Annotated in this window: 24 protein-coding genes and 1 pseudogene; 12 read left to right on the forward strand and 13 right to left on the reverse strand. The window is 66.1% G+C overall.

The features are described from left to right. Window positions 1–23: 23 nt before the first annotated feature. Both ACR2JI_RS10370 and ACR2JI_RS10375 read left to right on the forward strand, forming a co-directional pair. Window positions 24–698, forward strand: coding sequence for a carbonic anhydrase (locus ACR2JI_RS10370; protein ID WP_526389990.1), 675 nt, complete (start codon window positions 24–26; stop codon window positions 696–698). A gap of 78 nt (window positions 699–776) precedes the next feature. Further along, on the forward strand, window positions 777–1,541 hold the full coding sequence (locus ACR2JI_RS10375) for a hypothetical protein (protein ID WP_526389991.1): 765 nt from the start codon (window positions 777–779) through the stop codon (window positions 1,539–1,541). Window positions 1,542–1,545: 4 nt separating this feature from the next. Here the strand turns inward: ACR2JI_RS10375 and disA are convergent, their stop codons facing one another. The 3 genes from disA to ACR2JI_RS10390 all read right to left on the reverse strand — a co-directional run bounded on the left by disA (window position 1,546) and on the right by ACR2JI_RS10390 (window position 4,703). Beyond that, complete coding sequence (gene disA, locus ACR2JI_RS10380; protein WP_526390056.1) at window positions 1,546–2,604, reverse strand: DNA integrity scanning diadenylate cyclase DisA; 1,059 nt, start codon at window positions 2,602–2,604, stop codon at window positions 1,546–1,548. 47 nt (window positions 2,605–2,651) lie between these two features. Further along, window positions 2,652–4,103 carry a DNA repair protein RadA gene (gene radA, locus ACR2JI_RS10385; protein ID WP_526389992.1) on the reverse strand — a complete coding sequence of 484 codons (1,452 nt, stop codon included), beginning with the start codon at window positions 4,101–4,103 and terminating at the stop codon, window positions 2,652–2,654. A 78-nt stretch (window positions 4,104–4,181) separates the two neighbouring features. Then, entirely contained in the window at window positions 4,182–4,703 is a 522-nt protein-coding gene (locus tag ACR2JI_RS10390) for a copper chaperone PCu(A)C domain-containing protein (RefSeq protein ID WP_526389993.1), read from the reverse strand. A 268-nt stretch (window positions 4,704–4,971) separates the two neighbouring features. Between ACR2JI_RS10390 and carD the strand changes: the two genes are divergently transcribed. The 5 genes from carD to rlmB are packed head-to-tail and all read left to right on the forward strand — an operon-like array spanning window position 4,972 to window position 8,991. Continuing rightward, on the forward strand, window positions 4,972–5,460 hold the full coding sequence (gene carD, locus ACR2JI_RS10395; protein ID WP_526305295.1) for an RNA polymerase-binding transcription factor CarD: 489 nt from the start codon (window positions 4,972–4,974) through the stop codon (window positions 5,458–5,460). Between the two features lie 26 nt (window positions 5,461–5,486). Further along, window positions 5,487–6,143, forward strand: a complete 657-nt coding sequence (gene ispD, locus ACR2JI_RS10400; protein ID WP_526389994.1) for a 2-C-methyl-D-erythritol 4-phosphate cytidylyltransferase — start codon at window positions 5,487–5,489, stop codon at window positions 6,141–6,143. Continuing rightward, window positions 6,140–6,619, forward strand: coding sequence for a 2-C-methyl-D-erythritol 2,4-cyclodiphosphate synthase (ispF, locus tag ACR2JI_RS10405; RefSeq protein ID WP_526389995.1), 480 nt, complete (start codon window positions 6,140–6,142; stop codon window positions 6,617–6,619). The genes ispD and ispF overlap by 4 nt, the downstream gene beginning before the upstream one ends. Window positions 6,620–6,630: 11 nt before the next feature. Then, window positions 6,631–8,055, forward strand: coding sequence for a cysteine--tRNA ligase (gene cysS, locus ACR2JI_RS10410; RefSeq protein ID WP_526389996.1), 1,425 nt, complete (start codon window positions 6,631–6,633; stop codon window positions 8,053–8,055). Beyond that, entirely contained in the window at window positions 8,056–8,991 is a 936-nt protein-coding gene (gene rlmB, locus ACR2JI_RS10415) for a 23S rRNA (guanosine(2251)-2'-O)-methyltransferase RlmB (protein ID WP_526389997.1), read from the forward strand. Window positions 8,992–9,029: 38 nt separating this feature from the next. Here the strand turns inward: rlmB and ACR2JI_RS10420 are convergent, their stop codons facing one another. The 6 genes from ACR2JI_RS10420 to kstR all read right to left on the reverse strand — a co-directional run bounded on the left by ACR2JI_RS10420 (window position 9,030) and on the right by kstR (window position 14,095). Continuing rightward, window positions 9,030–9,950 (reverse strand): MBL fold metallo-hydrolase, encoded by a 921-nt coding sequence (locus ACR2JI_RS10420; RefSeq protein WP_526389998.1) that lies wholly within the window; start codon window positions 9,948–9,950, stop codon window positions 9,030–9,032. Next, on the reverse strand, window positions 9,950–10,708 hold the full coding sequence (locus ACR2JI_RS10425) for a LamB/YcsF family protein (RefSeq protein WP_526389999.1): 759 nt from the start codon (window positions 10,706–10,708) through the stop codon (window positions 9,950–9,952). The genes ACR2JI_RS10420 and ACR2JI_RS10425 overlap by 1 nt, the downstream gene beginning before the upstream one ends. A gap of 18 nt (window positions 10,709–10,726) precedes the next feature. Further along, window positions 10,727–11,593, reverse strand: coding sequence for a metal ABC transporter permease (locus ACR2JI_RS10430; protein WP_526390000.1), 867 nt, complete (start codon window positions 11,591–11,593; stop codon window positions 10,727–10,729). Next, window positions 11,586–12,398, reverse strand: coding sequence for a metal ABC transporter ATP-binding protein (locus ACR2JI_RS10435; protein ID WP_526390001.1), 813 nt, complete (start codon window positions 12,396–12,398; stop codon window positions 11,586–11,588). Before ACR2JI_RS10435 ends, ACR2JI_RS10430 begins: the two co-directional genes overlap by 8 nt. 9 nt (window positions 12,399–12,407) lie before the next feature. Continuing rightward, window positions 12,408–13,343: a metal ABC transporter solute-binding protein, Zn/Mn family gene (locus tag ACR2JI_RS10440; RefSeq protein WP_526390002.1), complete on the reverse strand. Its 936-nt coding sequence runs from the start codon at window positions 13,341–13,343 to the stop codon at window positions 12,408–12,410. A 116-nt stretch (window positions 13,344–13,459) separates the two neighbouring features. Further along, window positions 13,460–14,095: a cholesterol catabolism transcriptional regulator KstR gene (kstR, locus tag ACR2JI_RS10445; protein WP_526390057.1), complete on the reverse strand. Its 636-nt coding sequence runs from the start codon at window positions 14,093–14,095 to the stop codon at window positions 13,460–13,462. Between the two features lie 206 nt (window positions 14,096–14,301). Here kstR and ACR2JI_RS10450 point away from each other — a divergent pair, with 206 nt between their 5' ends. Beyond that, window positions 14,302–16,407, forward strand: a complete 2,106-nt coding sequence (locus ACR2JI_RS10450; protein WP_526390003.1) for an acyl-CoA dehydrogenase family protein — start codon at window positions 14,302–14,304, stop codon at window positions 16,405–16,407. Window positions 16,408–16,480: 73 nt separating this feature from the next. Here ACR2JI_RS10450 and ACR2JI_RS10455 read toward each other — a convergent pair. Continuing rightward, a pseudogene (locus ACR2JI_RS10455) lies at window positions 16,481–16,756 on the reverse strand (2Fe-2S iron-sulfur cluster-binding protein); the annotation flags it as partial. Between the two features lie 161 nt (window positions 16,757–16,917). On the opposite strand from ACR2JI_RS10455, the gene hsaA reads away from it, so the two are divergent. From hsaA to hsaB, 4 genes are read left to right on the forward strand one after another with little or no spacing between them, the layout of a single operon-like run. Continuing rightward, window positions 16,918–18,102, forward strand: coding sequence for a 3-hydroxy-9,10-secoandrosta-1,3,5(10)-triene-9,17-dione monooxygenase oxygenase subunit (hsaA, locus tag ACR2JI_RS10460; protein WP_526390004.1), 1,185 nt, complete (start codon window positions 16,918–16,920; stop codon window positions 18,100–18,102). A 7-nt stretch (window positions 18,103–18,109) separates the two neighbouring features. Beyond that, window positions 18,110–18,982: a 4,5:9,10-diseco-3-hydroxy-5,9,17-trioxoandrosta-1(10),2-diene-4-oate hydrolase gene (hsaD, locus tag ACR2JI_RS10465; RefSeq protein WP_526390005.1), complete on the forward strand. Its 873-nt coding sequence runs from the start codon at window positions 18,110–18,112 to the stop codon at window positions 18,980–18,982. After that, window positions 18,979–19,887 (forward strand): iron-dependent extradiol dioxygenase HsaC, encoded by a 909-nt coding sequence (gene hsaC, locus ACR2JI_RS10470; protein ID WP_526390006.1) that lies wholly within the window; start codon window positions 18,979–18,981, stop codon window positions 19,885–19,887. Before hsaD ends, hsaC begins: the two co-directional genes overlap by 4 nt. Before the next feature lie 5 nt (window positions 19,888–19,892). After that, on the forward strand, window positions 19,893–20,459 hold the full coding sequence (hsaB, locus tag ACR2JI_RS10475; protein WP_526390007.1) for a 3-hydroxy-9,10-secoandrosta-1,3,5(10)-triene-9,17-dione monooxygenase reductase subunit: 567 nt from the start codon (window positions 19,893–19,895) through the stop codon (window positions 20,457–20,459). Here the strand turns inward: hsaB and eccCa are convergent. Genes eccCa through ACR2JI_RS10490 form a run of 3 tightly spaced genes read right to left on the reverse strand, consistent with a single transcriptional unit; the run spans window position 20,456 to window position 26,364 of the window. Next, window positions 20,456–24,526, reverse strand: a complete 4,071-nt coding sequence (gene eccCa, locus ACR2JI_RS10480; RefSeq protein ID WP_526390008.1) for a type VII secretion protein EccCa — start codon at window positions 24,524–24,526, stop codon at window positions 20,456–20,458. The genes hsaB and eccCa overlap by 4 nt on opposite strands. Before the next feature lies 1 nt (window position 24,527). Further along, entirely contained in the window at window positions 24,528–26,033 is a 1,506-nt protein-coding gene (gene eccB, locus ACR2JI_RS10485) for a type VII secretion protein EccB (protein WP_526390009.1), read from the reverse strand. Window positions 26,034–26,046: 13 nt separating this feature from the next. Beyond that, entirely contained in the window at window positions 26,047–26,364 is a 318-nt protein-coding gene (locus tag ACR2JI_RS10490; protein ID WP_526390010.1) for a DUF2710 family protein, read from the reverse strand. Window positions 26,365–26,489: the final 125 nt, after the last annotated feature.

Raw genomic sequence — 26,489 nt, forward strand, 5'->3', positions numbered from 1 at the left:
GGCGGGCGTGCACAATACGGAGCATGTCGAGGACCAGTCCTGCAGCAGCGTGGAAGGCACTCAAGGAGGGTAACGAGCGATTCGTCGCCGGCCGCCCTGAGCATCCCAGCCAGAGCATCGAGCATCGGGCCGGGCTGGCCATCGCCCAGCGCCCGACCGCGGTGGTGTTCGGTTGTGCCGACAGCCGGGTGGCCGCCGAGATCATTTTCGACCAGGGGCTGGGCGATATGTTCGTCGTGCGCACCGCCGGTCACACCCTCGACTCCGCGGTACTGGGCTCCATCGAGTATGCGGTCACCGCGCTGCAAGTTCCCCTGGTCGTGGTTCTAGGCCACGACAGCTGCGGGGCAGTGCAGGCCACTCTCGACGCACTGGACCAGGGCCAGGTGCCGGGTGGGTTCGTCCGCGACGTGGTGGAGCGCGTCATGCCGTCCGTCATCCTTGGCCGGCTCGAGGGCCTGACCCGGGTCGACGAGTTCGAAGCGCGCCATGTCATCGAGACCGGCTCCCAATTGCTGAGCCGCTCGACGGCGATCAGCAACCAAGTCGACGGCGGTGAACTGGCGATCGTCGGGATCACCTACCGGTTGGCCGATGGTCAGATCAGGCTTCGCGAACACCTCGGTGACATCGGGGAGGATCCCGACGAAAACCCCGACGAATGGGGTAGCGACCACCACGCGGCCGACGCCGGGTAGTCCGGCCTGTCGCAGCATCGGGGCGACACGCCGACTCGGGTCGAACGGCTGGCAGTGACCTGGGCTTACGGTGAGAACGTGCTGGATCTTGAACCGCAGGGACCGCTGCCGCCGCAGATCTATTGGCGCCGCAGAGCTCTGGCGTTGGGCATCGCGCTCCTGGTGATCGCCCTTCTGGTCGGCGGCGCGATCGCACTGTTCGGCGGATCGGGTTCCAAGAACACCGCCAAGACGGAGACCTCACAGACTCCTCAGCCGCAGAACAAGACTCCCGTTGTTCCGCCTGCGGAATCCAGCCCGGAGCCGACGCCGACTCCGACCGCGGCGGTGGAACCGCCGCCGGTGCTGCAGCCCGGTGATGACTGCCCGGATTCCACGCTCGCGGTGAAGGGCGTCACCAACGCACCCCAGTACGTGATCGGCGATCAGCCGAAGATCACCATGATCGTCACCAATATCGGCCTCGTCGCCTGCAAGCGTGATGTGGGCGCCGCGGTGCTCGCCGCCTACGTCTACTCCCTGGACAACAATCGACTGTGGTCCAACCTTGACTGTGCGCCCTCCAATGAGACTCTGGTAAAGACTTTCAATCCCGGAGAGCAGGTGACCACCGAGGTGACCTGGACGGGTATGGGTTCGGCGCCACAGTGCCCGCTGCCTCGCGAGCCGATCGGTACCGGCACCTATAACTTGGTCGTGCAACTCGGCAATCTGCGCTCTGCCGCAGTGCCTTTCGCGCTCGCCGACGCGCCGCCACCCGCTCCTGACGTACCCGCTGAAGGCGTACCAGCACAGGCACCCGTGGGTGACCAGCCGGTGCCTGCACCTGCACCGGGCGGCTAACCCGTCACAGCAGCCGGTCGGCGATCGTCGATTCAGCAAGCTGCGACAGACCTTCACGGACGTGCCGCGCCCACATTGCGCCGATACCGTCTACCGACTGTAGGTCGGCGGCGCTGGCAGCCAGCAATCCCTGCAGCGAGCCGAACCGGTGGACCAGCAGATCGACGTGAGCGAACTGCAAGCGCGGTATTCCGGCCATGGCGCGGTATCCCCGTGAGCTGAGCGCGGAATCCTGCGCCTCCGCTGTCGACGGATAACCGAAAACCCTTGACAGCGCCGGCAAGTCAAGCAGTTCAGTATCCGAGAGTGCATCGAGCTCGGTCAGGGTTGCTGAGATCTGCGCCCTCGAGGGTGGGTCGGGATTCGCGTGGTAGTCGCGCACTATCAGCTCACGGGCAATATCGTTTCCGCCGAGCAACTCCTCGAGCTGCAGCCGCAACTGTCGGCCGTCAGAACCCAATTCCAATGCGTCATAGTCGATTTCGATACCAATCCGTCGAACCATTTCCAGCCGCTGGACCACGGTCATGACATCTCGCAAGGTGACGAAGTCCTCGATTTCCGCGGTGGACAACTGGCGCGAAACCTCGTCAAGCCGGGTCTTATAGCGCTCCAGCGTCGCGACGGCCTGATTGGCGCGGGAAAGGATGGTCGCCGAGTCTGCCACGACGTGCCGTTCGCCGCCGACGTAGACGGTGACCAGGTTCATCGACTGGCTCACCGATATCACCGGACACCCGGTCTGGATGGCGGCGCGCTCCGCTGAGCGATGCCGGGTTCCGGACTCGTCGGTGGAAATCGTCGGATCAGGCACCAGTTGGACATTGGCCCGCACGATCCGGCTGCCATCCGACGAGAGCACGACCGCACCGTCCATCTTCGAGAGCTCGCGCAACCGGGTCGGCGCGAAACTCACGTCCAGGGCGAAGCCACCGTCGCAGATCGCTTCGACGCGCTCGTCGTCCCCCAGAACGATCAGCGCGCCGGTTCTGCCCCGCAGGATGCGTTCAAGTCCGTCGCGCAGCGAAGTCCCGGGCGCCAGCCGGGCGATCGCGTCACGCAGCGGGGTATCGGACTGCGGTGCCGAGCCGTTCGAACGGTTCACGGTGCTCACAGGACGTCATTGTCCCCCCAATCCGATTCGCCGTCGGCACGGCGCCCGCGGGCGGGTGGCGGCACAACCCGCAGCTTGGATTCGGTGAGGTCGACCATCATGCGCAAAGCGGCTCCGATCGTGGCTGCCTCCAGGGTCCGCAGACCCTTGGGCGGTGGACCGGAGCCCGCGGGCACCAGTGCCGTGGTGAAGCCCAGGCGGGCTGCCTCGGCAAGCCTGCGGTCCATTCCGGTCACCCGGCGCAGATCCCCCGCCAGGCCCACCTCACCGACCACCACCAGGGTGGCCGGCAATGCACTCCCGATGAATGCCGATGCCAGCGCCATTGCCACCGCGAGATCGCAGGACGGGTCCGTCAGACGCATTCCGCCGACGGTCGACAGGAAAACATCCATCGCACCGATCGGGACGCCGGCGCGGTTCTCCAGAACCGCGTTGATCATCGCGACGCGCGACTGGTCGATGCCGCTGACCGCGGCGCGCCGGGGTGCAGCCGGGTTGGCAGGCTTGGCGAGCAAGGCCTGGATCTCCCCGATCAACGGCCGCTGACCGTCCAGCGTTACCGTGACGGCGGTGCCGGCAACAGGTTCGGGGCGTTCGTCCAGGAACAGCCCTGACGGGTCCGAGACACACTGGATACCGTTGTCCTGCAACATGAAACAGCCGACTTCGTCAGCCGCCCCAAATCTGTTCTTAACCCCGCGGACCATCCGGATAGCGGTGCTGCGGTCGCCCTCGAAGTGCAGCACAACATCGACCATGTGCTCAAGGGACCGGGGACCGGCGATTGCCCCGTCCTTGGTGACGTGGCCGACCAGAACTATCGCCACACCGCTGGACTTGGCGGCAGCGGTCAGCGCGGCGGTGACGGCTCGCACCTGGGTCACTCCGCCCACTACGCCGTCGACGTCCGCAGCGGTCATGGTCTGCACTGAGTCGACGATCACAAGACTGGGGCTGACTTCGTCGATATGGCCCAGGACGGTGGCCACATCGGATTCCGCGGTCAGATACACCTCGTCGTGATTGCAACCGGTCCGACCGGCGCGCATGCGAATCTGGCCGGCCGACTCTTCTCCCGATACGTACAGGGCGCGGCGACCCGACAATGCCCACTGGTTGGCGACCTCGAGCAGCAGGGTGGACTTACCAACACCGGGATCCCCGGCGAGCAGGGTGACCGAGCCCGGCACCACGCCACCGCCGAGGACCCGGTCGAGTTCACTGACTCCGGTGGGGAAGTGCCGGGTGTGCTCGGGATCGATCGAACTGATCGGAACGGCAGGCGAAGACGGTGCGACGGCGCGTTGCTGGGCGCCGCCCACCGAGGCCGATGCTGTTATCTCCTCGACGGTGCCCCAGGTGCCGCACTCCGAGCATCGCCCGAGCCACTTTCCGGTGACGTGCCGGCACTCCGAGCATCGGAACTGCGAACGCGCCTTGACCACGCCGCCGACGCTAGCCGGTGGGTGCGACAGTTTCGCGCATCCAGCATCGCCGTGTGTCAGGCGGGTGGATGTTTTCTGCTAGCCGGTCATCTCCGGCGCCGAGATCGGCACGGACACGGTCGTCGAACCGGCCTTCTCGAAATTGAACGTGAACTTGTAACCCAAGCCGTTGGTGATCGGCTGGGTGAGGGTCACAGTTGCCGACGGCGGAACAGCCGCGTCGGCCAGCGCCTCGGTCTGAGCGCCGGCCGGGCCGACGATCAATGCGCCGTTGGCCGGGATCGTGCCGTCACCGGTCAGCGCCACCGTGCCGACGTCGGAGGTGATGCTGACCAACGTGTCGCCGATGTCGGGGGAGTCGTTGGCCGCCACGAACAGCAGCGGCACGATGCGCCCCGGCTGCAGGAAATCACCGGACTGGGCGGCCTGCAGATGCACGTTGCGCAGTGCGATGTTCTTGACGTTGACGGAGTTACCGTTGACCGCCGCCTGCTGGTCGGCGGACTGGGAGATCTGGCCCGCACTACAACCGGTGAGGATCACGCCACAGGCGGCCAACCCGGCCGTCGCGGCGAAGACGCGGTTCTTGAAGCGGGTCACGGCAGCCTCCTGCTGGGCCTTGCGGTCGGCATGCTGACGGCCGCCACGGTTTCAACTATGCAGAGTAGTAGGTTGCGGGGTCCTGCGGTAGCGCAGGGCCGGTACGGCGCGAAGTACCGCGGCTGTCGGGTCAGGTCAGGGCGGGAGTGCACGGATTTGTCCGCCTGTCAACCCCGACTCTTCCCGCATGATGCCCCTGACCTGCACCGTTGTTCTACGCCGGGTGTCGTCCCGTGTTAGTATTAGGGGCGAAAGGGGCTCGAATCTGATGATTTTCAAGGTCGGAGACACCGTTGTTTACCCACATCACGGTGCTGCATTGATCGAAGCGATCGAAACCCGGACCATCAAGGGCGAAGCGAAGGAGTACCTCGTCCTCAAGGTGGCCCAGGGTGATCTGACTGTTCGGGTGCCCGCGGATAACGCCGAGTACGTCGGTGTCCGCGATGTGGTCGGCCAGGAGGGCCTCGACAAGGTCTTCCAGGTGTTGCGAGCACCACACACTGAAGAGCCCACCAACTGGTCACGCCGCTACAAGGCCAATCTCGAGAAGCTGGCCTCCGGTGACGTGAACAAGGTGGCCGAGGTCGTTCGCGACCTGTGGCGCCGCGACCAGGAGCGGGGCCTGTCGGCCGGCGAGAAGCGGATGCTGGCCAAGGCTCGGCAGATCCTGGTGGGCGAACTGGCCCTGGCCGAGAACACCGATGACGCGAAAGCCTCGATCATTCTCGACGAGGTTCTGGCCGCCGCTTCTTGACTGCCCTCCCACTGACGGGGCATTAAATGGCGCACACGGTCGCGATAGTTACGGCGGCCGGCTCTGGTGAACGGCTGGGCGCCGGTGTACCGAAGGCATTCGTGGATCTCGACGGAAGCACCATGCTTGAGCATGCCGTTGGTGGCCTGCTGGCCTCTGGTGTCATCGATACCGTGGTAGTCGCCGTTCCGGAGAGCCTCGTCGCGGAAACCACCGCGCTGCTCGCCGGGCGCGCGACTGTGGTCGCCGGTGGTGCGGAGCGGCCGGACAGCGTCCGGTTGGCGCTGCAGGCCGTCGATGAGGCGGATTTCGTCCTCGTCCACGACGCCGCACGCCCGCTGACACCGTGCGATCAGATACAACGCGTGGTCACCGCCCTCATCGAGGGGGTGCGCGCGGTAATCCCGGTGTTGCCCGTCGCCGACACCATCAAGGCTGTCGACGCCAACGGCGCGGTACTCGGCACACCCGAGCGGGCCGGTCTGCGGGCGGTGCAGACTCCGCAGGGATTCGAGACCGCACTGCTGCGCCGCGCCTACCAGCAGTCCGCATCGGTCACCGACGACGCCTCGCTGGTGGAGAACCTCGGCGTGCCGGTGCACACCGTCGCCGGTGACCCGCTGGCGTTCAAGGTCACCACCCCCCTGGATCTGCGCCTGGCCAGGGCGGTGCTCAGCTCATGACGGTGCCCCGGGTCGGTGTCGGCACCGACGTACACCCGATCGAAGGCGGCCGGCCGTGCTGGCTGCTGGGTCTGCTCTTCGAGGGGGCTGACGGCTGCTCCGGCCATTCCGATGGTGATGTTGCGGTACACGCGCTGTGCGATGCGCTGCTCTCTGCCGCCGGCCTCGGTGATATCGGATCGGTGTTCGGTGTCGACCAACCGCAGTGGCGCGGTGTGACCGGCGCCGCGATGCTCACCCACGTCCGGGATCTCCTGACGCAGGCCGGCTTCACGATCGGGAACGCCGCGGTTCAGGTGATCGCCAACCGCCCCAAGGTCGGCCCGCGACGCGACGAAGCCCAGCGGGTGCTCGCCGATCTGCTCGGCGCCCCGGTATCGGTATCGGCCACCACCACCGACGGGCTGGGATTGACCGGTCGCGGCGAGGGGGTGGCCGCCGTCGCCACCGCCTTGATCGTCCCGAATTCCCGGTAAGCTGCCACGTCGTGACCACCGGAGCCACCGGCCTTCGTTTGCACGACACCTACACCGGTGCCGTGCGCGAGCTGGTGCCGCTGCGCGCCGGGCAGGTGTCGATCTATCTGTGCGGCGCCACGGTGCAGAGCCAGCCCCATATCGGGCACGTTCGCAGCGGCGTCGCCTTCGATGTCCTGCGCCGCTGGCTGATGGCTAAGGGATACGACGTGGCGTTCATCCGCAACGTCACCGATATCGATGACAAGATCCTGACCAAGGCCGCTGAAGCCGGCCGACCGTGGTGGGAGTGGGCCGCCACACACGAACGGGCCTTCTCGGCCGCCTATGACGCCCTCGGCGTACTGCCGCCGTCGGCCGAGCCCCGCGCGACCGGACACATCACCCAGATCGTCGAACTCATCGAGCGGCTGATCGACAGCGGCCATGCCTACCCCTCGGTTCGGGACGGCGACGGCGACGTCTACTTCAACGTGCTGAGTTTTCCCGACTACGGGAAACTCTCCGGGCACCGGATCGACGATGTCCACCAGGGCGAGGGAGCGGGCACCGGAAAGCGCGACCCACGTGATTTCACCCTGTGGAAGGGCGCCAAACCCGGGGAGCCGTCGTGGCCGACTCCGTGGGGCCGCGGCCGGCCCGGCTGGCATTCGGAATGCGTGGCCATGGCTCACGAGTACCTCGGCCCGGCTTTCGACATCCATTGCGGCGGAATGGATCTGGTCTTCCCCCACCACGAGAACGAGATCGCCCAGGCGCAAGCCGCCGGCGATGGCTTCGCCCAGTTCTGGCTGCACAACGGCTGGGTCACCATGGGCGGGGAGAAGATGAGTAAGTCGCTGGGCAACGTGCTGTCGATTCCGGCCGTACTGCAACGGGTCCGGCCCGCTGAACTTCGCTACTACCTGGGCAGCGCCCACTACCGGTCGATGCTCGAGTTCACCGAGACCGCACTGCAGGACGCCGCCAAGGCATACACCGGCATCGAGGAGTTCCTACACCGGGTCCGGACCCGGGTTGGCGCAGTGACACCTACGACATGGACCGCGAAGTTCGCCGCCGCCCTCGATGACGACCTCGCAGTTCCCGCCGCACTGGCGGAGGTGCATGCCGCCCGGGCCGACGGCAACCGGGCGCTGGAAGCCGGTGACCACGAGACTGCGCTGGCAAAAGCCGGCGAAATCCGCTCCATGATGGGCATTCTCGGATGCGACCCGCTCGATGAACGCTGGGAGACCCGCGATGAGACGGCGGCCGCCCTGGCCGCCGTCGACGTGCTGGTCCGTGCCGAACTTCACCGCCGCGACGATGCCCGTCGCGATCGCGATTGGTCGCAGGCCGACGAGATCCGCGATCGACTCAAAAACGCCGGTATCGATGTGACCGATACCTCCGACGGACCGCAATGGGCACTACTTGGACAGGACGTGACCTAGATGGCCGGAAACTCGAAGCGCCGCGGGGCGATCCGCAAGGAAGGCACCAAAAAGGGTCCGACCATCGGCTCCGGTGGTGTGCGCCGGCGCGGGCTCGAGGGCCGGGGCGCGACCCCGCCCGCACATAAACGCACCGGACATCCCGCGGCCCGGCGGGCTGCCATGCAGGCCCGCAGGGCATCGTCGAAACCGGTCGACGAGACCGAGACGGTGCTCGGCCGCAACCCGGTACTGGAGTGCCTGCGGGCCGATGCTCCCGCCACCGCGCTGTACGTGGTGCTGGGCACCGAGGCCGACGAGCGGCTGACCGAGTCGGTCACCCTTGCCGCCGATCGGGGTATCCCGATCCTCGAGGTACCGCGCACCGACCTTGACCGGATGAGCTCTAACGGCCTGCACCAGGGGATCGCCCTTCAGGTGCCGCCGTACGCCTATGCGCATCCCGACGATCTGCTGGCATCGGCGACAACCGATGTGCAACCCCCGCTGCTGGTGGCCCTGGACAACATCACCGATCCGCGCAACCTGGGCGCGATCATCCGGTCGGTCGCGGCCTTCGCCGGCCACGGCGTTCTCATCCCGCAGCGCCGGTCGGCATCGGTGACCGCGGTCGCATGGCGCACCAGTGCCGGCGCGGCCGCACGGGTTCCGGTCGCCCGGGCCACAAATCTCAACCGGACGCTGAAGGAGTGGTCCGACGCCGGCGTGCTGATCGTCGGTCTGGACGCCGGGGGAGACACCGCAATCGACGAGTTCGACGGGTCCGGGCCGGTATGCGTTGTGGTCGGCTCAGAGGGTAAGGGCCTGTCCCGGCTGGTGCGGGAGAACTGCGATCAGGTGGTCTCGATACCGATGGCCGGGCCGACGGAGTCACTCAATGCATCCGTCGCTGCCGGAGTGCTGCTCGCCGAAATCGCCCGCCAGCGTAGGCACTAGGACCGGATGCTCCGGTTGGGTCGAGCCCGGGTATCACCTCACGCCCAGGGGTCGGCCCGGTGCCAGAGCTGCGGCAAATGCAACGCCACACCGTCGCGCTCTGCGCATGCTCCCAACACCCGCATGGTGACGTCGAGATCGTCTCCGGCATACGGTAACGCGCGCAGCGGCTCGGTCAGTGGACGGAAGAAGTCGTCCCAGTGGATCAGCACCACCGTTCGGGCTCCGAGTGTTCGGACGGTCTCGTCCCAGTACCGCTGGATGTAGCTCACCGGCTGTACCCCGAGCTGTCCGACTCCGAGGTAGGCGACCTCGGACCGCCGGCCCTCCAAGGCGCCGCGGCGGAACCCGGCGCTACCCTGGATCAGCAGCCGCCGCCCGGTCGGCCGGTGATGGATCAGGGTGGACCAGGCTTCACCGCATCGATAGGCGGCAGTCTTGACCGGCGGCACCACCGGCTCGGTGATCGAGCCGGGAAAACGATCCGGGGGGCAGTGCTCCGATTCGATCAGGGTGACACCGAAGTCGCCGAAATCCATCCGGTCGCCGGGCTCGGCCACCATGATCCTGCTGTCCGGAAGCCCCTGTCCCCGAGCGACATTGGCCGCCGACTCACCACCAACGACGACCGCGCCGGTTCGTTCGGCCACCACCGCGCTGTCCATCACATGGTCGAAGTGGGTGTGCACCGGTAGCACGGCAACCACCCGGTCGATCCCGGCCCGGCGCAATGCGTCGTCGATTCGCGGCAGCGAGGGCCTGATCCTGCCGAGCCCGACCTCTAGCAGTCCGGGCCGGGAGAAGAAGCCGTCGGTGAGCAGTGCGGTGGTGCCGTCCCGCACCAGCACAGTGGAAACTCCGAGCCACATCACCGTCAGGGCGGAATCGGGGGAGGCCGACGGCACATCGAACCGCTCTCGGTACCCGCCGATATCAGGCCGGCCGAGCTTGAGGCGCATCAGGCGAACGCTGCCAGACTGATCCCGCCGGCGCGCAGCCGGTCGGCCACGGTTGTTGCGATCTGCACCGCACCCGGTGAATCCCCATGAACACAAACCGATTCCGCCTGAATGCCGATTACCGACCCGTCCACGGCGGTGACCTGTCCGGCGGTCACCATCGTGAACACCCGCTCGGCGATCTCATCCGGGTCGTGCAGCACCGCTCCTTCTTCCCGGCGTGACAGCAGTTGGCCGTCGGGGCGGTAGGCACGATCGGCGAACGCCTCGGCAACCGTGCGCAACCCCAACCTTCCCGCCTCCTCGAAGAACGCCGAACCGGCAAGTCCGAGCACCGGCAGTCCGGGGTCGACGGAATGCACGGCATGTGCGACGGCCGACGCCTGATCGCGGTCTTTCGCAATCGTGTTGTACAGCGCGCCATGTGGTTTGACATAGCCGAGCATGGAGCCTGCGGCACGGGCCAGCGCCTGCAACGCGCCGATCTGATAGATCACGTCGGCGGCGAGCTCATCGGGATCGACGTCAATCCGACGACGACCGAATCCGGCCAGGTCGAAGTATCCCACCTGTGCACCGATCCGCACTCCACGCTCCGCAGCGGCCCGGCAGGTGCGGACAAGTCCTACCGGATTTCCGGCGTGGAAGCCGCAGGCCAGGTTCGCGCTCGTGACGATATCGAGCATGGCGGCGTCATCACCGAGTTCCCACACCCCGTACCCCTCGGCGAGATCGGCATTGAGGTCGACGGACGGCATGGGGGTAAGCCTAGGCCGCTACGCCGCCGCGGGGTCATGGTGACGACGGCCCACCGCCCAGCACACCAGGTAGATCACGAACGAGATGGTGGTGACGAACACCGACACCGGCACCCCGGGTGCCAGCGAGAGCACCAGGCCACCAACCGCCGCGATTTCGGCGAACACGACCGACGCGGCGATGGCCGCGCCCGGCGAGGTGAAGATCCGTGCTGCGGCAGCAGCCGGGGTGATGAGCAGCGACATGACGAGCAGGGCGCCGACGATCTGCACACCCTGGGCGGCGACTACCCCGACCAGTGCGGCGAACACGATGCCCAGTGCTCGGACCGGCACCCCGCGGGCCGCGGCGACTTCGGGATCGGCGGTGGCGAACAGCAACGGCCGGAAGCTGATCACCAGCACCACCACCACCAGGACCGTGACCGCGCTGAGTAATGCCAAGCCGCTGTAGCCGACCCCGACGATCTGTCCGGTCAGCAAGGCGAAGCTGGTCCCCGCGCGGCCGGGATAGAGGTGGATGAACAGCACCGCAAGTCCGAGCCCGAACGCCATCACCACCCCGATGGCTGAGTCGCGTTCGCGTGCCCGCTGGCCGAGGAAGCCGAAAAGTATTGCCGCCAAGGCACTCCCGACGAGAGCGCCGAGGCCCACGTTGAGGCCCACCAGCAGTGCGAACGCCGCACCGGTCAGGGACAGTTCGCTGGAACCGTGGACCGCGAAGGACATCTGCCGCATGACGATGAAGGGTCCGATCAAACCTGCCACCAGCGCCAGCAGTGCCGCGGCGATCAGTGCCTGCTGAACGAAGTCGCGGCTGAGCAGATCGGCCGTGACGTCAAATGCGAGCAGGTTGTCCAACAGATGACCCAGCTTGTCACTCATGGGTGTGCCCATGGGTATGGCCGGAGTGGTCGAGGTGCTCGCCGACGACGACGTAGCGGTCACCAACCTGTACGACTTGAATGTCGGCCTGATAGAGCTCTGAGAGGGTCTGCGAGGTCATCACCTCTGCGACGGTTCCGATGCGAAAGCGGCCACCCACCAGGTAGAGCACCCGATCGACATAGGGCAGCACCGGGTTGACTTCGTGGGTCACGAACATCACCGCGGTGCCGGCGCGGCGGCGGCGGTCGATCAGCTCGGCGACCAGTCGTGCGTTGGCGGGGTCCAGGTTCAGCAGAGGCTCGTCGCACAGCAGCAGGACGGGATCGCTGGCGAGTGCCTGGGCGATCCGCACCCGCTGCAGCTCTCCGCCGGACATCACTCCGACCGGAACCGGCCCGAGTGCGAGGGCGTGCACCTGGGCCAGGGCCCGGTCGACTGACTCGCGGCGGGCCTTTCGGTCAGCTGAGCGCAGCGAGGCCACACCCCAGCGGTGGCCGTCGACGCCGAGCCGGACCAGATCGCGGCCCCGCAGGGTCAGGCCGCGATCGACGGACCGATGCTGGGGCACGTAGCCGATCAGATCGCTGCCCTGCTGTACCGGACGACCGTCGATCAATGCGGTACCGGCGCTCAGTGGTAGCTGTCCGAGGAGCACCTTGAACAACGAGGTCTTGCCCGTCCCGTTCGGGCCGAGGATGGCGATGAACTCGCCGGCCGACACGGCCAGGTCCAGGTGATCCCAGAGCACCCGGTCGCCGAATGCAAGCCTTGCACCGGACAGTGCGACAACCTCAGCGGACACGATTACCGATTATGGATTCTGTCGCAGAGCTGCGGCCAGGCGGTCAACAGTGTCGGACTGCCAGGTCAGGTAGTCAACGCCGGCCGGCAACGTCTCGGTGACCTGAACCACCGGGATGCCTGCGCTGTCCGCGGCTGCGCGGATCTTCTTGGTGACCTCCGTCGCGGTCTGGTCGTTGTACAGCAGCACCGCGACTTGGCGCGTGGTGATCAGGTCCAGCATCGCCGCCACGTCGACCGGAGCCGGATCCGTGTCCTGCTCGACGGAACCGATGAACCCGGCAGGGGTCATGTCCGTCAGGCCGGCAGCGCGCAGCAGGTAGTGCGCAACCGGCTCGGTGGCCACCACGGCGGTACCCGGGCGATCGGCGCCCACGGCGCGTTCCTTCTGCAGAATTGCGTCGGCAGTGCGTCCGAAATCCTCTGCGCGGGTGCGGTATTCGGATGATTTCGCGGGGTTGGCCTCGGCTAGGCGGTCGGCGACCTGATTGGCCACCGCCTTGGCGGTGTTGAGTTCGTAGAAGACATGCTCGTTTGCCGGAGCGGGTTCCCCGACGGCGGCCGCGTCAAGGAGCGTGTACGCGTCGACGGTGGAGATAGACGGGTGATTCTCCAACACCGTGTCGACCCAGGTGTCGTAGCCGCCACCGTTGTAGACCACCACTGATGCATCGGTGATTGCCGCAGCATCGGCGGGGCTGGCCTCGAAGGAATGGGGATCGGCTGAGCGGCTGGTGATGATGGCCGCGACATTGGCGTCGTTACCGGCGACCGATTCGGCGACACTGCCCCATACGTCGGTGGAGGCAACCACCGCCGGCATGTTCGTGGCGGCATCTTTCGGCTCGGTCTGTCGACCTCCGCCGCACGCGGTCAGTCCGGCCACCGCGAGCACCGCCAACCCGGCTCGGATGACGCGCGGGACTGGCGAAGCTGATCCGCCCACCGCAAACCTCCCATGAAAACGACAATCGTTTTCAATAAGGCTACAACAGGCCGGTCGCGAGGACGGCCCGGACCGCGGATCGCTCTCCGGTACCCGAGTACCCGGTACCGAAGTACTTAAGCGCTCTCCTCGTCTCCGATCAGCAGCCGGACGGTCAGATCCAGGCGCTTGCTGACATCACTGGCCGAAGCCCGGCGGGTCAGCCAGGCCAACAGATTGGACAGCCACACATCGGAGATCACCCGGGCTATGTGGTACTGATCCTCGGTCGGCTCGTCGCTCATCGCGCGGGCGAACATGCTGTCGATGATCTTCTCGACGTGATCCACCTCGCCGGCCGCCGAAGCATCGGCGAAGACATAGGCCCGGGCCATCGCCTCGGTCAGCAGGGGGTTGCGCTGCATCGCCCGGTTGAGCTTGCCGACCATGAAATTGAGCCGCTGGTAGGGGCTGCCGGTGAGGACGGTTGAGCGGTCGGTTTTGGCGTCGATCCGCTCGAACTCCCTGGCCAGCGCCGAGACGAGCAGGTGCACCTTGGACGGGAAGTAGCGATACAGGGTGCCGACGGCGACATCGGCCCGATCGGCCACCGCCCGCATCTGGACCGCCTCATAGCCACCTTTGGACGCGATTGCCAGGGTGGCGTCGAGGATGCGCTTACGGCGCTCCCGCTGAGCCTCGGAGCCGAGTTCGGACTCCGGAAGCACCGATACCGGCAGCACATCGCGTGGCTGCGACCCAGGCGACGACATTGCTGTCACGACTCCTTCTCGGCGTAGCGGCAGGGCAAAACGATACGCATCACGCTCGGTCGCGGCACCTCGTCCGGGCACCCGGTGCAGCCGCTGCGCTGCGGTGATGCCCGTCGACTTGACGCTTCCTCACTGGCACTATTAGAACACGTTCTAGTGATCCGTCGCTGTCAACGGGATCGCTTCACCGACCTGAGGAGCCGACGGTGTCCGCCACCATCACAGACGAACAGTCCGCCGCTCGCGATCTTGTGCAGAGCTGGGCCGCCGGCGCCGGCGCGCCCGGCGCGGTGCGCGATGTCGAACTCGGCGCTCCTGACGCCTGGCAGCCGCTGTACCGCGGACTGGCCGAGCTCGGCCTGTTCGGCATGGCCGTCGCCGAGGAGTCCGGCGGCGCCGGCGGGACGGTCGCTGACCTGTGCGCGGTGGTCGAGGAGGCAGCCCGGGCACTGATCCCGGGGCCGGTCGCCGGAACGGCACTGGCCACCCTGGTCATCACCGATCCGGCAGTTCTGCAAGATCTTTCGACCGGCCAGGCCAGCGCCGGCTTCGCCGTGGAGTCCGAGCTTCGCGAAGAATCCGGCCGGGTGTCCGGGTCGGCGGAGTTCGTACTCGGCGGCCAGAGTTCCGGTGTGCTGTTGCTGCCGGTGGGTGACCACGTCGTCATGGTCGACGCCGGCGCCGACGGCGTCACGGTCGAGCAGCACGAGGCCACCGACTTCTCCCGCCCACTTGCGCGGGTCATCCTGAATTCGGTGCCGGCTACCCGACTTGAGGTGTCACGGTCCCGGTACACCGACCTGGCCGCGACCGTGCTGGCCGCCGAGGCGGCCGGCGTCGCCCGGTGGGCCCTGGACACCGCCGCGGAGTACGCCAAGGTCCGCGAGCAGTTCGGCAAGCCGATCGGCAGCTTCCAGGCCGTCAAGCACATGTGCGCGGAGATGCTGCTGCGCTCCCAGCAGTTTGCCGTCGCCGCAGCGGACGCGGCAACCGCAGCGTCCGACGCCGATGACAGCCAGTTGTCCATCGCCGCGGCCGTCGCCGCGGGGATCGGTATCGAGGCGGCCCGCGCCAACGCCAAAGACTGCATCCAGGTACTCGGCGGGATCGGCATCACCTGGGAGCACGACGCGCATCTGTATCTGCGCCGCGCACTGGCGATCGGGCAGTTCCTCGGCGGTCGCGACCACTGGCTACGGCGGGTCACCGAGTTGACCCTCGACGGGGTGCGCCGCCAGTTGCACATCGACCTGGACTCCGTCGCCGATCTACAGCCCGAGATCGCCGCCGCGGTCGCCGAGGTGGCCGCTCTTCCAGTCGAGAAGCGTCAGCGGGCACTGGCCGACGCCGGCCTGCAGGCACCGCACTGGCCGAAGCCCTATGGTCGTGCGGCGTCTCCGGCCGAGCAGTTGCTCATCGACCAGGAACTCGGCCGCGCCGGCGTCCAGCGCCCGGATCTCGTCATCGGATGGTGGGCGGTGCCGACGATCCTCGAGGGTGGCACGCCTGCGCAGATCGACCGCTTCGTGCCGCCCACCCTGCGCGGCGAACTGATCTGGTGCCAGTTGTTCAGCGAGCCGGGAGCGGGATCGGATCTGGCCGCGCTGCGCACCAAGGCCGTTCGCGCCGAAGGGGGTTGGAAACTCACCGGTCAGAAGGTGTGGACCTCTGCGGCACATAAGGCCGACTGGGGCGTCTGTCTGGCACGCACTGATTCGGATGCGCCCAAACATAAGGGCATCACCTACTTCCTGGTCGATATGCGCTCTCCCGGCATGGTGATCCGGCCGCTGCGGGAAATCACCGGCGACGAGCTTTTCAACGAGGTTTTCTTCGACGAGGTGTTCGTCCCCGACGAGATGGTGGTGGGCCAGATCAACGACGGCTGGCGGCTGGCACGCACCACACTGGCCAGTGAGCGGGTCGCCATGGCACACGGCACATCACTGGGCAACCCGATGGAGGAGATGCTGAGGGTTCTGCGCGAGGAGGGCATCGATTCCGCGCTGGCCGCCGAACTCGGGGATCTGTTGCTCGCCGCGCAAATCGGCTCGCTGCTGGATCACCGCATCGCCCAGCTCGCTGTCGCCGGGCAGGACACCAGCGCCGAAGCCAGTGTGCGCAAGCTGATCGGGGTGCGCTACCGGCAGAGCCTCGAGGAGTTCCGGATGGACCATTCCGCCGGCGGCGGCCTGGTCGACAACCGCGCGGTGCAGAGTTTCTTGAACACCCGGTGTCTGTCGATCGCCGGCGGCACAGAGCAGATCCTGCTGACGATGGCCGGCGAGCGGTTACTCGGACTGCCGCGCTGACCGCCGCCGCAGGCGTGACGGCAACTTCACAGTGGGGCCCGAGCGTGAAAATAATTTCACGCTCGGCGCTCGACTAATCGTCGTAGGTCACCTCGACGTCGTCGGAAATCGGATGGGCCTGGCACGCCAGGATCAGCCCCTCGGCGAGGTCGTCGGGTTCAAGCACGTCGTTGGCCTCCATCTCGACCTCACCGCTGACCTTTGTCACGGTGCAGGCCCCGCAGTGGCCCTCCCGGCAGGAGAACGGCGCCTCGATTCCCCTGTCCAGGAGTACGTCGAGAAGTTTCTCGCCGCGCGGCCACGACACCGTGTGGGTCTGCCCGTCGAGGTGGACGATGACGGTGGCCGGATCGCCGGTGGAAGCCATGGGCCGAACCACTCCCTTCCAGAACTAGAACACGTTACAGAAATGACAAATTGGTGAACTACCAGCTACGCAAACGTCCTGCTCGACACAAATCGTAACGTGTTCTAGTCTGAGGGTCAGAACTGCTCTTCTGGGAGGCATCAATGACGTCCATTCAACAGCGCGACGCGCAGACGGTTTTGGCGGCTATCGACGAGGTGCTGCCCGCACTGCGGGAGCGGGCGCCCAAGACCGAGGAGTTGCGCCGGCTCACCGCCGAGTCGGTCGCCGACCTCGAGCAGGCCGGATTCTTCAAGCTGCTGCAGCCCGAACAGTGGGGCGGCCTGCAGTGTGACCCGACGGTGTTCTTCGAGGCCGTGCGCCGGATCGCCAGCGCCTGCGGTTCCACCGGGTGGGCCACCGGAATTCTGGGCGTGCACAACTGGCACCTGGCCCAGTTCGATCAGCAGGCCCAGGAGGATGTCTGGGGTGCCGATCCGTCGGTGCGGATCTCCTCCTCCTACGCCCCGATGGGCGCCGGCCAGGTGGTCGACGGCGGTTACCTGGTCAACGGGACCTGGCTGTGGTCCTCCGGTTGCGACCATGCGACGTGGACCTTCGCCGGCGGGCCCGTCATCAAGGATGGCCGGCCGGTCGACTTCGGAAGCTTCCTGATGCCGCTGGGCGACTACCAGATTCGCGACGACTGGCATGTTGTCGGCCTCAAGGGCACCGGCAGCAACACGCTGATGGTCAAGGATGTGTTCGTTCCCAAGCATCGTTTCCTGTCCTACGGAGCGATGAACGACGGCACTGCCGGCGGATTGAAGAACAACACCGCCCCGGTGTACCGGATGCCCTGGGGCACCATGCATCCCACCACCATCTCCACCCCGATCGTCGGCATGGCCTACGGCGCCTACAACGCCCACGTCGAGCATCAGGGCAAGCGTGTCCGGGCTGCCTTCGCCGGCGAGAAGGCCAGGGATGACCCGTTCGCCAAGATCCGCATCGCCGAGGCGGCCAGCGATATCGACGCCGCCTGGCGGCAGCTGTCGGGCAACCTCGCCGAGGAGTACGCCCTACTCTGTGCCGGCGAGCAGGTCCCGATGGAGCTGCGTGCCCGGGCACGTCGCGATCAGGTGCGCGCCAGTCAGCGCGCCATCGCCTCGATCGACCGGCTCTTCGAGGCGGCCGGGGCTACCGCGCTCAACAACGACCAGTCGCTGCAACGGTTCTGGCGCGATGCGCATGCCGGACGGGTGCACGCCGCCAACGACGCCGAGCGGGCCTACGTCATGTACGGCAATCAGGAATTCGGGTTGCCCATCGGCGACACGATGGTCTAATCGCGGGATGGCCCAGCAGGATGTGACCTTTGAGGCCACCTCGCGCTTCGCGCAGGTCCGATCCGGCGGTCGCGATATGCGGCTGCACTATCACGAAGCCGGCGCCGGCAACGGCCCCACTGTCGTGCTGCTGCACGGTGGCGGCCCCGGTGCGTCGAGCTGGTCCAACTTCGGCCGCAATATCGCGGTTCTGTCTGAGCACTTCCACATCATCGCCATCGATCAGCCCGGTTACGGGCACTCCGACAAGCACTCTGAACACGAGCAGTACAACCGCTACAGCGCCGAAGCCGTACTGGCACTGTTCGACCAGCTCGGCATCGATCGGGCTGCCCTGGTGGGCAATTCGCTCGGCGGCGGCACTGCGGTGCGCTTCGCTCTGGACCACCCGGACCGCGCGGGCAAGCTTCTGCTGATGGGTCCGGGTGGGCTGAGCGTCAACCTGTTCGCCCCCGACCCGACCGAGGGCGTCAAGCTGCTGGCCCGGTTCAACGCCGATCCGACGCGGGAGAACATGGAGCGCTTCCTGCGGATCATGGTCTTCGACCAGAAGTTGATCACCCCGGAGTTGATAGACGAGCGGTTCGCCATCGCCAGCGAACCGGAGTCGCTCGCGGCAGCACGGGCGATGGGCAAGTCCTTCGCCGGCCCGGACTACGAGCTGGGCATGATGTGGCGCGAGGTCTACAAGTTGCGGCAGCCGGTGCTGCTCATCTGGGGTCGCGAAGACCGGGTCAACCCCCTCGACGGTGCGTTGGTGGCGCTTAAGCAGATTCCCCGGGTCCAGCTGCACGTCTTCGGGCAGTGCGGTCACTGGGCCCAGGTCGAGAAGTTCGACGAGTTCAACAAGCTGACCATCGACTTCCTGGGAGTGAAGTGACGGCGATCAGTTCATTGGGGTATCTGCGGATCGAGGCGACCGATGTCGCGGCGTGGCGCGATTTCGGTTTGAAGGTGCTCGGCATGGTCGAGGGCACCGGTTCGACGCCCGGCGCGCTGTACCTGCGGATGGATGATTTCCCGGCGCGGCTGGTGATCGTTCCCGGCGAGCACGACCGGCTGGCCGGAGCCGGCTGGGAGTGCGCGAATTCCGCTGCCCTGCAGCAGGTCCGGGACGCACTCGATGTGGAGGGTGTTGCCTACAAGGAGGGCACTGCCGCGGAACTGGCCGATCGCCGCGTCGACGAGATGATCACCTTCGCCGACCCGTCCGGTAACCGGCTGGAGGTGTTCTGCGGCGCCGCCCTGGAGCACCGCCGGATTGTCAGTCCGTACGGCCACCGCTTCGTCACCAGGGAACAGGGCCTTGGCCATGTCGTGCTGTCCACTAAGGACGACGCCGAGGCACTGCAATTATACCGGGACGTGCTCGGGTTCCACCTGCGCGACTCGATGCGGATCCCGCCGCAGGTGGTCGGACGGCCCGCCGATGCCGCCCCGGCATGGCTGAGGTTCTTCGGTTGCAACCCACGCCACCACAGCCTCGCGTTCCTGCCGATGCCGACGCCAAGCGGCATCGTGCACATCATGATGGAAGTCGAGAACAGCGACGACGTCGGACTCGGCCTGGACCGTGCGCTACGGCGCAAGGTGCCGATGTCGGCCACCCTGGGTCGGCACGTCAACGACAAGATGCTGTCCTTCTACATCAAGAGCCCGGGCGGATTCGACATCGAATTCGGTTGCGAGGGTCTGACGGTCGACGATGACGACTGGGTCGCGCGGGAGAGCACCGCGGTGAGCCTGTGGGGCCACGACTTCACCGTCGGCGCACGCAAAGACTGACCGCCATGTCGGCTGAACCGATCGATCCTCGCGCGTTCCGTCAGGTACTCGGCCAGTTCTGCACCGGGATCACCATCATCACCACCATGCATGAGGGCGAGCCCAACGGTTTTGCCTGCCAGTCCTTCGCTGCACTGTCACTGGACCCGCCACTGGTGCTGTTCTGCCCGACCAAGATGTCGAGGTCATGGCAGGCGATCGAGGCCAGCGGGCACTTCTGTGTGAACATCCTGACCGAGGCGCAGCGCGAGGTGTGCGCCCGGTTCGGGTCGAGGGAACCTGACAAGTTCTCCGGGATCGACTGGCATGAAAGCGGTTTGGGCTCCCCGGTACTGGACGGCTCACTGGCTCATATCGACTGCACGGTGGCGTCGGTGCATGACGGCGGTGATCACTTCGTGGTGTTCGGCGCCGTGCAGTCGCTATCCGAGGTGCCCAGCGTGAAACCCCGACCACTGCTGTTCTATCGCGGTGAGTACACCGGAATCGAGCCGGACAAGAACACTCCGGCGCAGTGGCGTGATGACCTCGAGTCATTCCTGACCACCTCCGGCCCGGATACCTGGCTCTAGTCGGGCATACCGACCAGCACACCCTCTATCGCACCGTCGGTGCCCACCAGCAGTCCCCGGCCAGGTGGCAGCTGTGCGGCGCTGGTCCGGCCGAACACCTTCACCGCCACGGGATCGTTATCCATAAACAGCGTCGGAGTCCGGGCGCCGGTGAGCTTCTGGAGGAATGGGTTCATCGCCGATACGCCAGCCCAGTTTCCGGGCAGCCGGGCGGCGATCACGTGCAGACCGATCTCCCGGCCCCGTTCGATGAGGTTCCACAGCGGGGCCGTGGCGGCCTGCTGCCCGATTGCGCCGCCGGCGCGAAGTTCCTGCTCGTCGTCGATGAGTACGAAGTGGTGCGGACCTTCCCAGGATCTCCGGCCGAGGAGCTCAGCCTGTGTCAGGCCCGGTGGTGGCAGGCGACCGGCCATGATGTCGGCGAGTTCTGCGAGCGCGCTGTCGATGTCGACAGCGGTATATGCGTAGGCCCGGACAGCGGGCCCCGCGATCCGGCCAATCAGTGTGGTCTTCGGATCGATGATTGTGATCTGAGCCTGCTCGGGCGACAGCCCGGCTGCGATCGCCTGGCCGATGGCGGCCAGCGCGCTGGTCTTGCCGCAGCCCTGCCGGCCCATCACGAGCAGATGCGGCAGTTGGCCGGCCGGCAACGCAACGGGTTGTAGTGCGCTCTCCCCCAGCGCGAACGGAATATCAAACTCGTCCGCGGCCGTACTTCGGTGGGCAGCGAGGATGTCGCGCAATGGAATCCGCCGGGGCAGCCGCGCCAGCGTCTCCACCTTGCCCATTCCGGTGAGTCCGGTGATGGCAGCGCCGATCTCCCGGGTGGGAATGGCCTCGCCATCGTTTCCACGGAGTTCGGGAAGCCCGATGAGCAGTTCATGGCCGGTTCTGGTGACGCCGAATCCGGGCCGGTCCACGGTGTTGCGAGCGGCGCGGCGGTGCTCCATCCCGGTGCCCATCGCAGTCTCGTCCGGATTGCTCAGTCGCAGCTGAATTCTGGCGTTGGCGACGTTCAGTAAGGCCTGCTTCTGCCCTACCAACCAACCGCTTGCGCTGGTGATGATGTGGACCCCATAGGAAAGCCCCTGTCGCGCAATAGCTATCACCCGGTCTCCGGCGCCGGCATCCTTCTCGTAGAGATCTGCGAAGTTGTCGATGACGAGAAACACGTCGCCGAACTTGTCTCCCAGATCGGTGTCATGACTTCGCAGTGCCCCAAATCTGCGCTCCCGGAACTCTGCGATGTCTATCTGGAATTGCTTGAATGCAGCCTCCCTGGCGCGGATCACCCCCTCAACCGTCGCCAGGGTTCGCGACACTCCCTCGGCGTCGGTGACACTGACGACTCCGGCCACATGAGGTATCGCCTCGATCGGATATAGCGCCGCTCCGACGCAAAAGAACGTCAGCCTTTCCGGCCGGTACATCAGCGCACCCGCGGTGATCAAGGACATGAGGGTCGTTGACTTCCCGCGCTGCGCGGTGGCGACGACGATGACATTGTCCATCTCGGCATCGATGACGTGCACCCGTTGGGCGTGGTCCTCGGGAAAGTCCTCCATGCCCACCGGAAAGACCAGGCCGGGATTGTCGCCATAATCAGCCCACCATGGCTTACCGCGAAAGCGTTCCACGAGTGCGTCGGTGGGCTCGCTGACCTCCAGGGGCGGTAGCCAGATGCGGTGCGGCGGTCGGGCGGGATGCGCGGCGAGTGATTCACGGATGACGTCGAGGAGCTTCATCTTCTTGAATCCGTCTTGGTGATAGAGGTATCTGTCTGGCTCGTCCGGCTGGTCGGCGGCCGCAAGTGCACGGTTGTCCTCAGCACTGAGAGGCTGGTACTCCAAGTTCAGTGATCGAGGCTGGGTGAAGGAGACCGAGACCGCGGTGTCCGGTTTGGGGAGCTTCGGGACGACGAAGGGTGCTGAGACGTAGAAGCAGCGGAACTGCTCAAGTTCGCGAGGACCGACCTTGAGAAGTGCGTAGCCATTCTCCTTCGACGGCAGGTGCAGTGCGGCATCGCTACCGATGAGGTCTCGGGAATCCTCGGCCGTCTCAGCCCGTAGCGCGACCCGGAAGGCAATGTTGCTCTTGGCCTTGCTCAACGAGGACAGATCCAGGCGCTGTCCCCCGAGGGTGAAGAAGACATTGCAGCCGCGTCCCTCCTGCCCGATGTGTATGACGAGATCGATCCAGTCCGGATGGTGATGGAAGAGTTCGAGGTATTCATCGATGATCACCAGCAGGATCGGTACCGGCTCGAGGTCACGGCCGGCCAGCCGCATCTCCTCGTATTCGTTGGCGTCCCTGGCCCCGGCGTCCTTGAAAAGGCGGTAGCGGCGGGCCAGCTCGCCGTCTATCGCTTTGCGCATCCTCTCAGCAAGGTGTCGCTCATCGCTGCCGAGATTAGACAGCGAACCCACCACATGCGGCAATCCTTCGAGGTCCTGGGCAGCTGACTCAAACTTCATATCGACGAAGATGACGATGAAGGTCTCCGGTGAATGTGTCAGTGCGATCCCGTTGCACAACGACAGGAAATATTCGGACTTTCCCGAGCCTGAAGTGCCGACGACCACCGAGTGGAAGCCATAACCGCCGAAGTCCTTCGCCCGCAGAATGACATGCTGGAGATCACCACCGGGGCGAACACCGACAGGAATCATCGCCCAGCGCGCATCTCCTCGGCCTCGGCTCTCCGCCCATAACCGGTCCATATCAAGGTTCCTGGGGTCGCTGATACCCAAGGCTCGCAACAGTTCCCCGCCCCCGCCGTCAGTCTCGGGGAGTTCGGCAGCGATAGCCGGCGACCAACGCGCCATCGTCCGCCCGTAGCGACCGGCCGTGCTCTCGGGGAGCAGATCAGCGACGGCATAGAAGGATCCGCGATGGGTCAGGCGGCCCTCCCGGAGTTCGAAGCTCTGCTCGTCGCGGCCGAATCCGACGCCGGTTCCGGTCCGTGCGGCAAGTCGTAGCACGGTTATCCCGGCCATCCCCTTCTGGCCGGTGACGGCTTCCCACTGCTCCGGTGTGCCGGTGCCGTCATCGACGATTACCCAATGCGGTCCCAGTCCTGGCGGACCGGCGGCGTTCGTCGGCGACAGCGCCGCGATCGGGCCGGCCCCGACGGGTGGGGTCCATGGACCGCGCCCCTTGCGGTGTAGTTCGGCATCGAGTACCTCCTCGAGCTCGGTCGGTGAGGCAAACACCAGCCGCCGCGGCCCGCAGGCATCGACCATGTCGTCGTGTTGGTTATGCGGTAGCCACACCAGCCACGACCACTGTTCTGGATGCCGGGTCACCACCAGCAGCTTCACATCAGCGGGACTGTGGTGGACTGCCACCGAGCACAGCAGTGAGCGCGTCAGTGCCCGCAGTTGCGTCACATCGTCACTGATGAAGCTGAATCCAGGTTGCGAACACAGACTCAGCACTTTCGGAATGCCGCGAATCCTGCTCTGTTCCAGCATGAAATCGCGCAGCGCCCGACCGGTAACCGGCTCGAGTTCTTCGCCGACCGGGACGTCGGGCCACTGCAGTGATACACCGGAGTCCGCGGTCGACTGAACGCCGGTGCCGAGTCGCACATCGAGGAAGTCCGGATCGGCCGGCCGCCGCTCCCACATCCGCGGTCCGCCGATCACATGAGCGAGCTGCTGCGGATCGCCGTGCACGAAGGTCTGGCTGCTGCGCTGTTGGTGGGCAGCCCGCTGAATCTCTGCGCGGTCCTCGTCGAGCCGACGTAGGTAGGTCCTGCGCTGCTTCTCCTGTTCACCCCAGGTGATCCGGCGGGTGCGACCGAGCCGGCCACTGAACATCAACGAGCCGAACCCGACGAGTCCGATCAACGGAAACAGTCCGGACTGCAGGGATCGCACTCCGGACGTGTACATCACCAGGATCGTGCCCAGAATTCCCACCAGGAGGGCCGGGGCAGCGATCATCAGCAGGAGGTTGCGCGGCTCGCGCTCCGGCAGAGCAAGTGGTGCTGGGACGGCAACGCGGAGCGGCGAAACCATCGGGACGGGTGCCCGAACGCCCCGGACGAACCCTTTCTTCGTCATCTCAGCCATCCCCGCCGGCCATCGGCGACATATCGTTACTGGTGATCCCTCGCCCCGACCCCAGCGGCGTTATCGAGTCACGGGACACCAGGGCATCGGACCGGGTGATCGCCGGCCCGGCCGCGAAGGTACGCAGGAGCGGCCATGGCGCCTGGGCGGCGCGATCGGGATCTATTGCCAACGCGCTCAACGTCTCTCGGTCTCTTTCGATCCCATACCGGACGCCCTGCGGCGACACCCAGAAGAGGCTCTCGCGGGTGTCACCGACGAGGCCGCCACCTGTCGATGCGACGAAGTTGGCCGCGCCCGGGATCATCAGGGTGTGCTGCGCTTCCGTCGAGTCCGGACCGCGGCTGTCGCGCACCAGGCTGACGATGCGGTCATCCAGGGATTGCGGTGTCGGCAGGCCACGTCCGGAGAAGATCGACACCGCCGCCTGCCGGTCGGTACCGCGTTTGGTCCAACTCACGCAGGTGACCGGGTTGGCAACGGTGTCGATGAAACTCAGCCGCCCGGTGGGATAGAAGTCCACCTCAAGACCATCGATCTCGGGAATGTGGACCAGGGTGTCCGGTGCGATCAGTTGCGGCTGGGTCACGCCGTGGCTGTCGGCGGCGCGCAAGAGGTCGGCAACGAATGCGGTGATCTTCTGAACCCCGTTGGCCAGGAGCACATAGAACCCGTTGACCGTTCCGGCGGCGTCGCGGGTCTGGAGGACACGGCCGACGACCGAACCTGGAAGTAGCCGCGACGGGCTACCCGCCCCCGCAACCGTGGGAACGACCAGGGGTTCAGTCGCGGGCATCGCATCGAAGAGCGCATTGGAGATGGCAACGGGGTGGACTGCCGCGGTGTCGAGCCCGAGGTTGAAGGTGACCGCTCGGTCCCCTGGGTCGATCCGGGCCCTTCTGCCGTTCCAGATCAGGTAGGTGGCGTCGTCATGGGTGGCAAGCACGGCCTGGTTCTCCGTCATCACCTGGGCTCGACCCGCACCGGTGAGCTGTCCGGCGATCGCGGTGACCGTCGGCGCCGCATTGCCGCCGTAGGCAGACGCGGTGTCACAGACCGCCCAGGCCGAGACCGGGTCACCGGACACTGGAAGTTCTCCCGGGAGTCCCGGGATGCCGATCAACGGTCCGGTGGGGTACTTGTCGATCTCCGACGCCGTCACCCAGGTCGGTGCAGCTGGGCTTCCGGTGGCCAACCGGGCCGAGGTGAGGTTGAGCGCCGGGTGCAACCGTCCGTCGACTTTCGCATACAGCGCGCCGGTGGAGCGGTTTCCGATTATCGGAGACTGCCCGGCCAGGCCGGCCGGCTTCATCACCTGCAGCAGGGCCATCCATCCACAGACCAGGGCGACGAACACTGCGGAGAGGGCGAGCGCGGCCTGCTGTTTGCGGTCGTCATGTTTCATCCGCACCGAGAACCGGGTGATGGCGGCCCGCAGGCGGCGGTTGTAAAACAGGTGACCCGAGTTTTGGTCCCGGTTTGACAGATTCAGTGGCACGACCGCCCCCGGATCATTGAAGACCCTCGCCGTAGCGGGCCTCATGGTCACACAGCGCCTCATCCCGGAGCGCCGCGAACGCGGTGTTGAGCCGTTCCGCCAGTTCGGTGTGGCTGTAGATCACCATCGCATCGGGGTGCAGGGTCAGCTCGATGAGTTTGCCGTCGGCGTTCGCGACCGCGTGAATATCGCCCATATCCACGCTGTAGGTGACGGCTTCAGCCGCTGCCAGATCGGCCTCCCAGCGATCTGTCAAAGCGGTGAGATCGCGTAGGACGGCGTCGACTGTCGCCCTGTCGCTAAGTCCGTAATCCCCCGTTGACCCCTCCATCGGCACAGTATTTCGGCGGGTTTGAACTGCGTCAATTCACTTTTTGAAACTTGTTGACAATGAATAGAGGCTGATTCTCAGCAATATCTCAGGTAACATCCGTCACCCCGGAATCGGCGCGCAAG

The sequence above is a fragment of the Mycobacterium sp. genome (genome assembly GCF_051006775.1).
In the GTDB taxonomy this organism is placed as follows: Bacteria; Actinomycetota; Actinomycetes; order Mycobacteriales; family Mycobacteriaceae; genus Mycobacterium.

What these genes read in the sequence shown, in the direction of transcription:
- ACR2JI_RS10370 (WP_526389990.1), top strand. Translation starts at nt 24, where the DNA reads ATGTCGAGGACCAGTCCTGCAGCAGCGTGGAAGGCACTCAAGGAGGGT.
- carD (WP_526305295.1), top strand. Translation starts at nt 4,972, where the DNA reads ATGATTTTCAAGGTCGGAGACACCGTTGTTTACCCACATCACGGTGCT.
- ispD (WP_526389994.1), top strand. Translation starts at nt 5,487, where the DNA reads ATGGCGCACACGGTCGCGATAGTTACGGCGGCCGGCTCTGGTGAACGG.
- ispF (WP_526389995.1), top strand. Translation starts at nt 6,140, where the DNA reads ATGACGGTGCCCCGGGTCGGTGTCGGCACCGACGTACACCCGATCGAA.
- rlmB (WP_526389997.1), top strand. Translation starts at nt 8,056, where the DNA reads ATGGCCGGAAACTCGAAGCGCCGCGGGGCGATCCGCAAGGAAGGCACC.
- ACR2JI_RS10420 (WP_526389998.1), bottom strand. Translation starts at nt 9,950, where the DNA reads ATGCGCCTCAAGCTCGGCCGGCCTGATATCGGCGGGTACCGAGAGCGG.
- ACR2JI_RS10425 (WP_526389999.1), bottom strand. Translation starts at nt 10,708, where the DNA reads ATGCCGTCCGTCGACCTCAATGCCGATCTCGCCGAGGGGTACGGGGTG.
- ACR2JI_RS10430 (WP_526390000.1), bottom strand. Translation starts at nt 11,593, where the DNA reads ATGAGTGACAAGCTGGGTCATCTGTTGGACAACCTGCTCGCATTTGAC.
- kstR (WP_526390057.1), bottom strand. Translation starts at nt 14,095, where the DNA reads ATGTCGTCGCCTGGGTCGCAGCCACGCGATGTGCTGCCGGTATCGGTG.
- hsaA (WP_526390004.1), top strand. Translation starts at nt 16,918, where the DNA reads ATGACGTCCATTCAACAGCGCGACGCGCAGACGGTTTTGGCGGCTATC.
- hsaD (WP_526390005.1), top strand. Translation starts at nt 18,110, where the DNA reads ATGGCCCAGCAGGATGTGACCTTTGAGGCCACCTCGCGCTTCGCGCAG.
- hsaB (WP_526390007.1), top strand. Translation starts at nt 19,893, where the DNA reads ATGTCGGCTGAACCGATCGATCCTCGCGCGTTCCGTCAGGTACTCGGC.
- eccCa (WP_526390008.1), bottom strand. Translation starts at nt 24,526, where the DNA reads ATGACGAAGAAAGGGTTCGTCCGGGGCGTTCGGGCACCCGTCCCGATG.
- ACR2JI_RS10490 (WP_526390010.1), bottom strand. Translation starts at nt 26,364, where the DNA reads ATGGAGGGGTCAACGGGGGATTACGGACTTAGCGACAGGGCGACAGTC.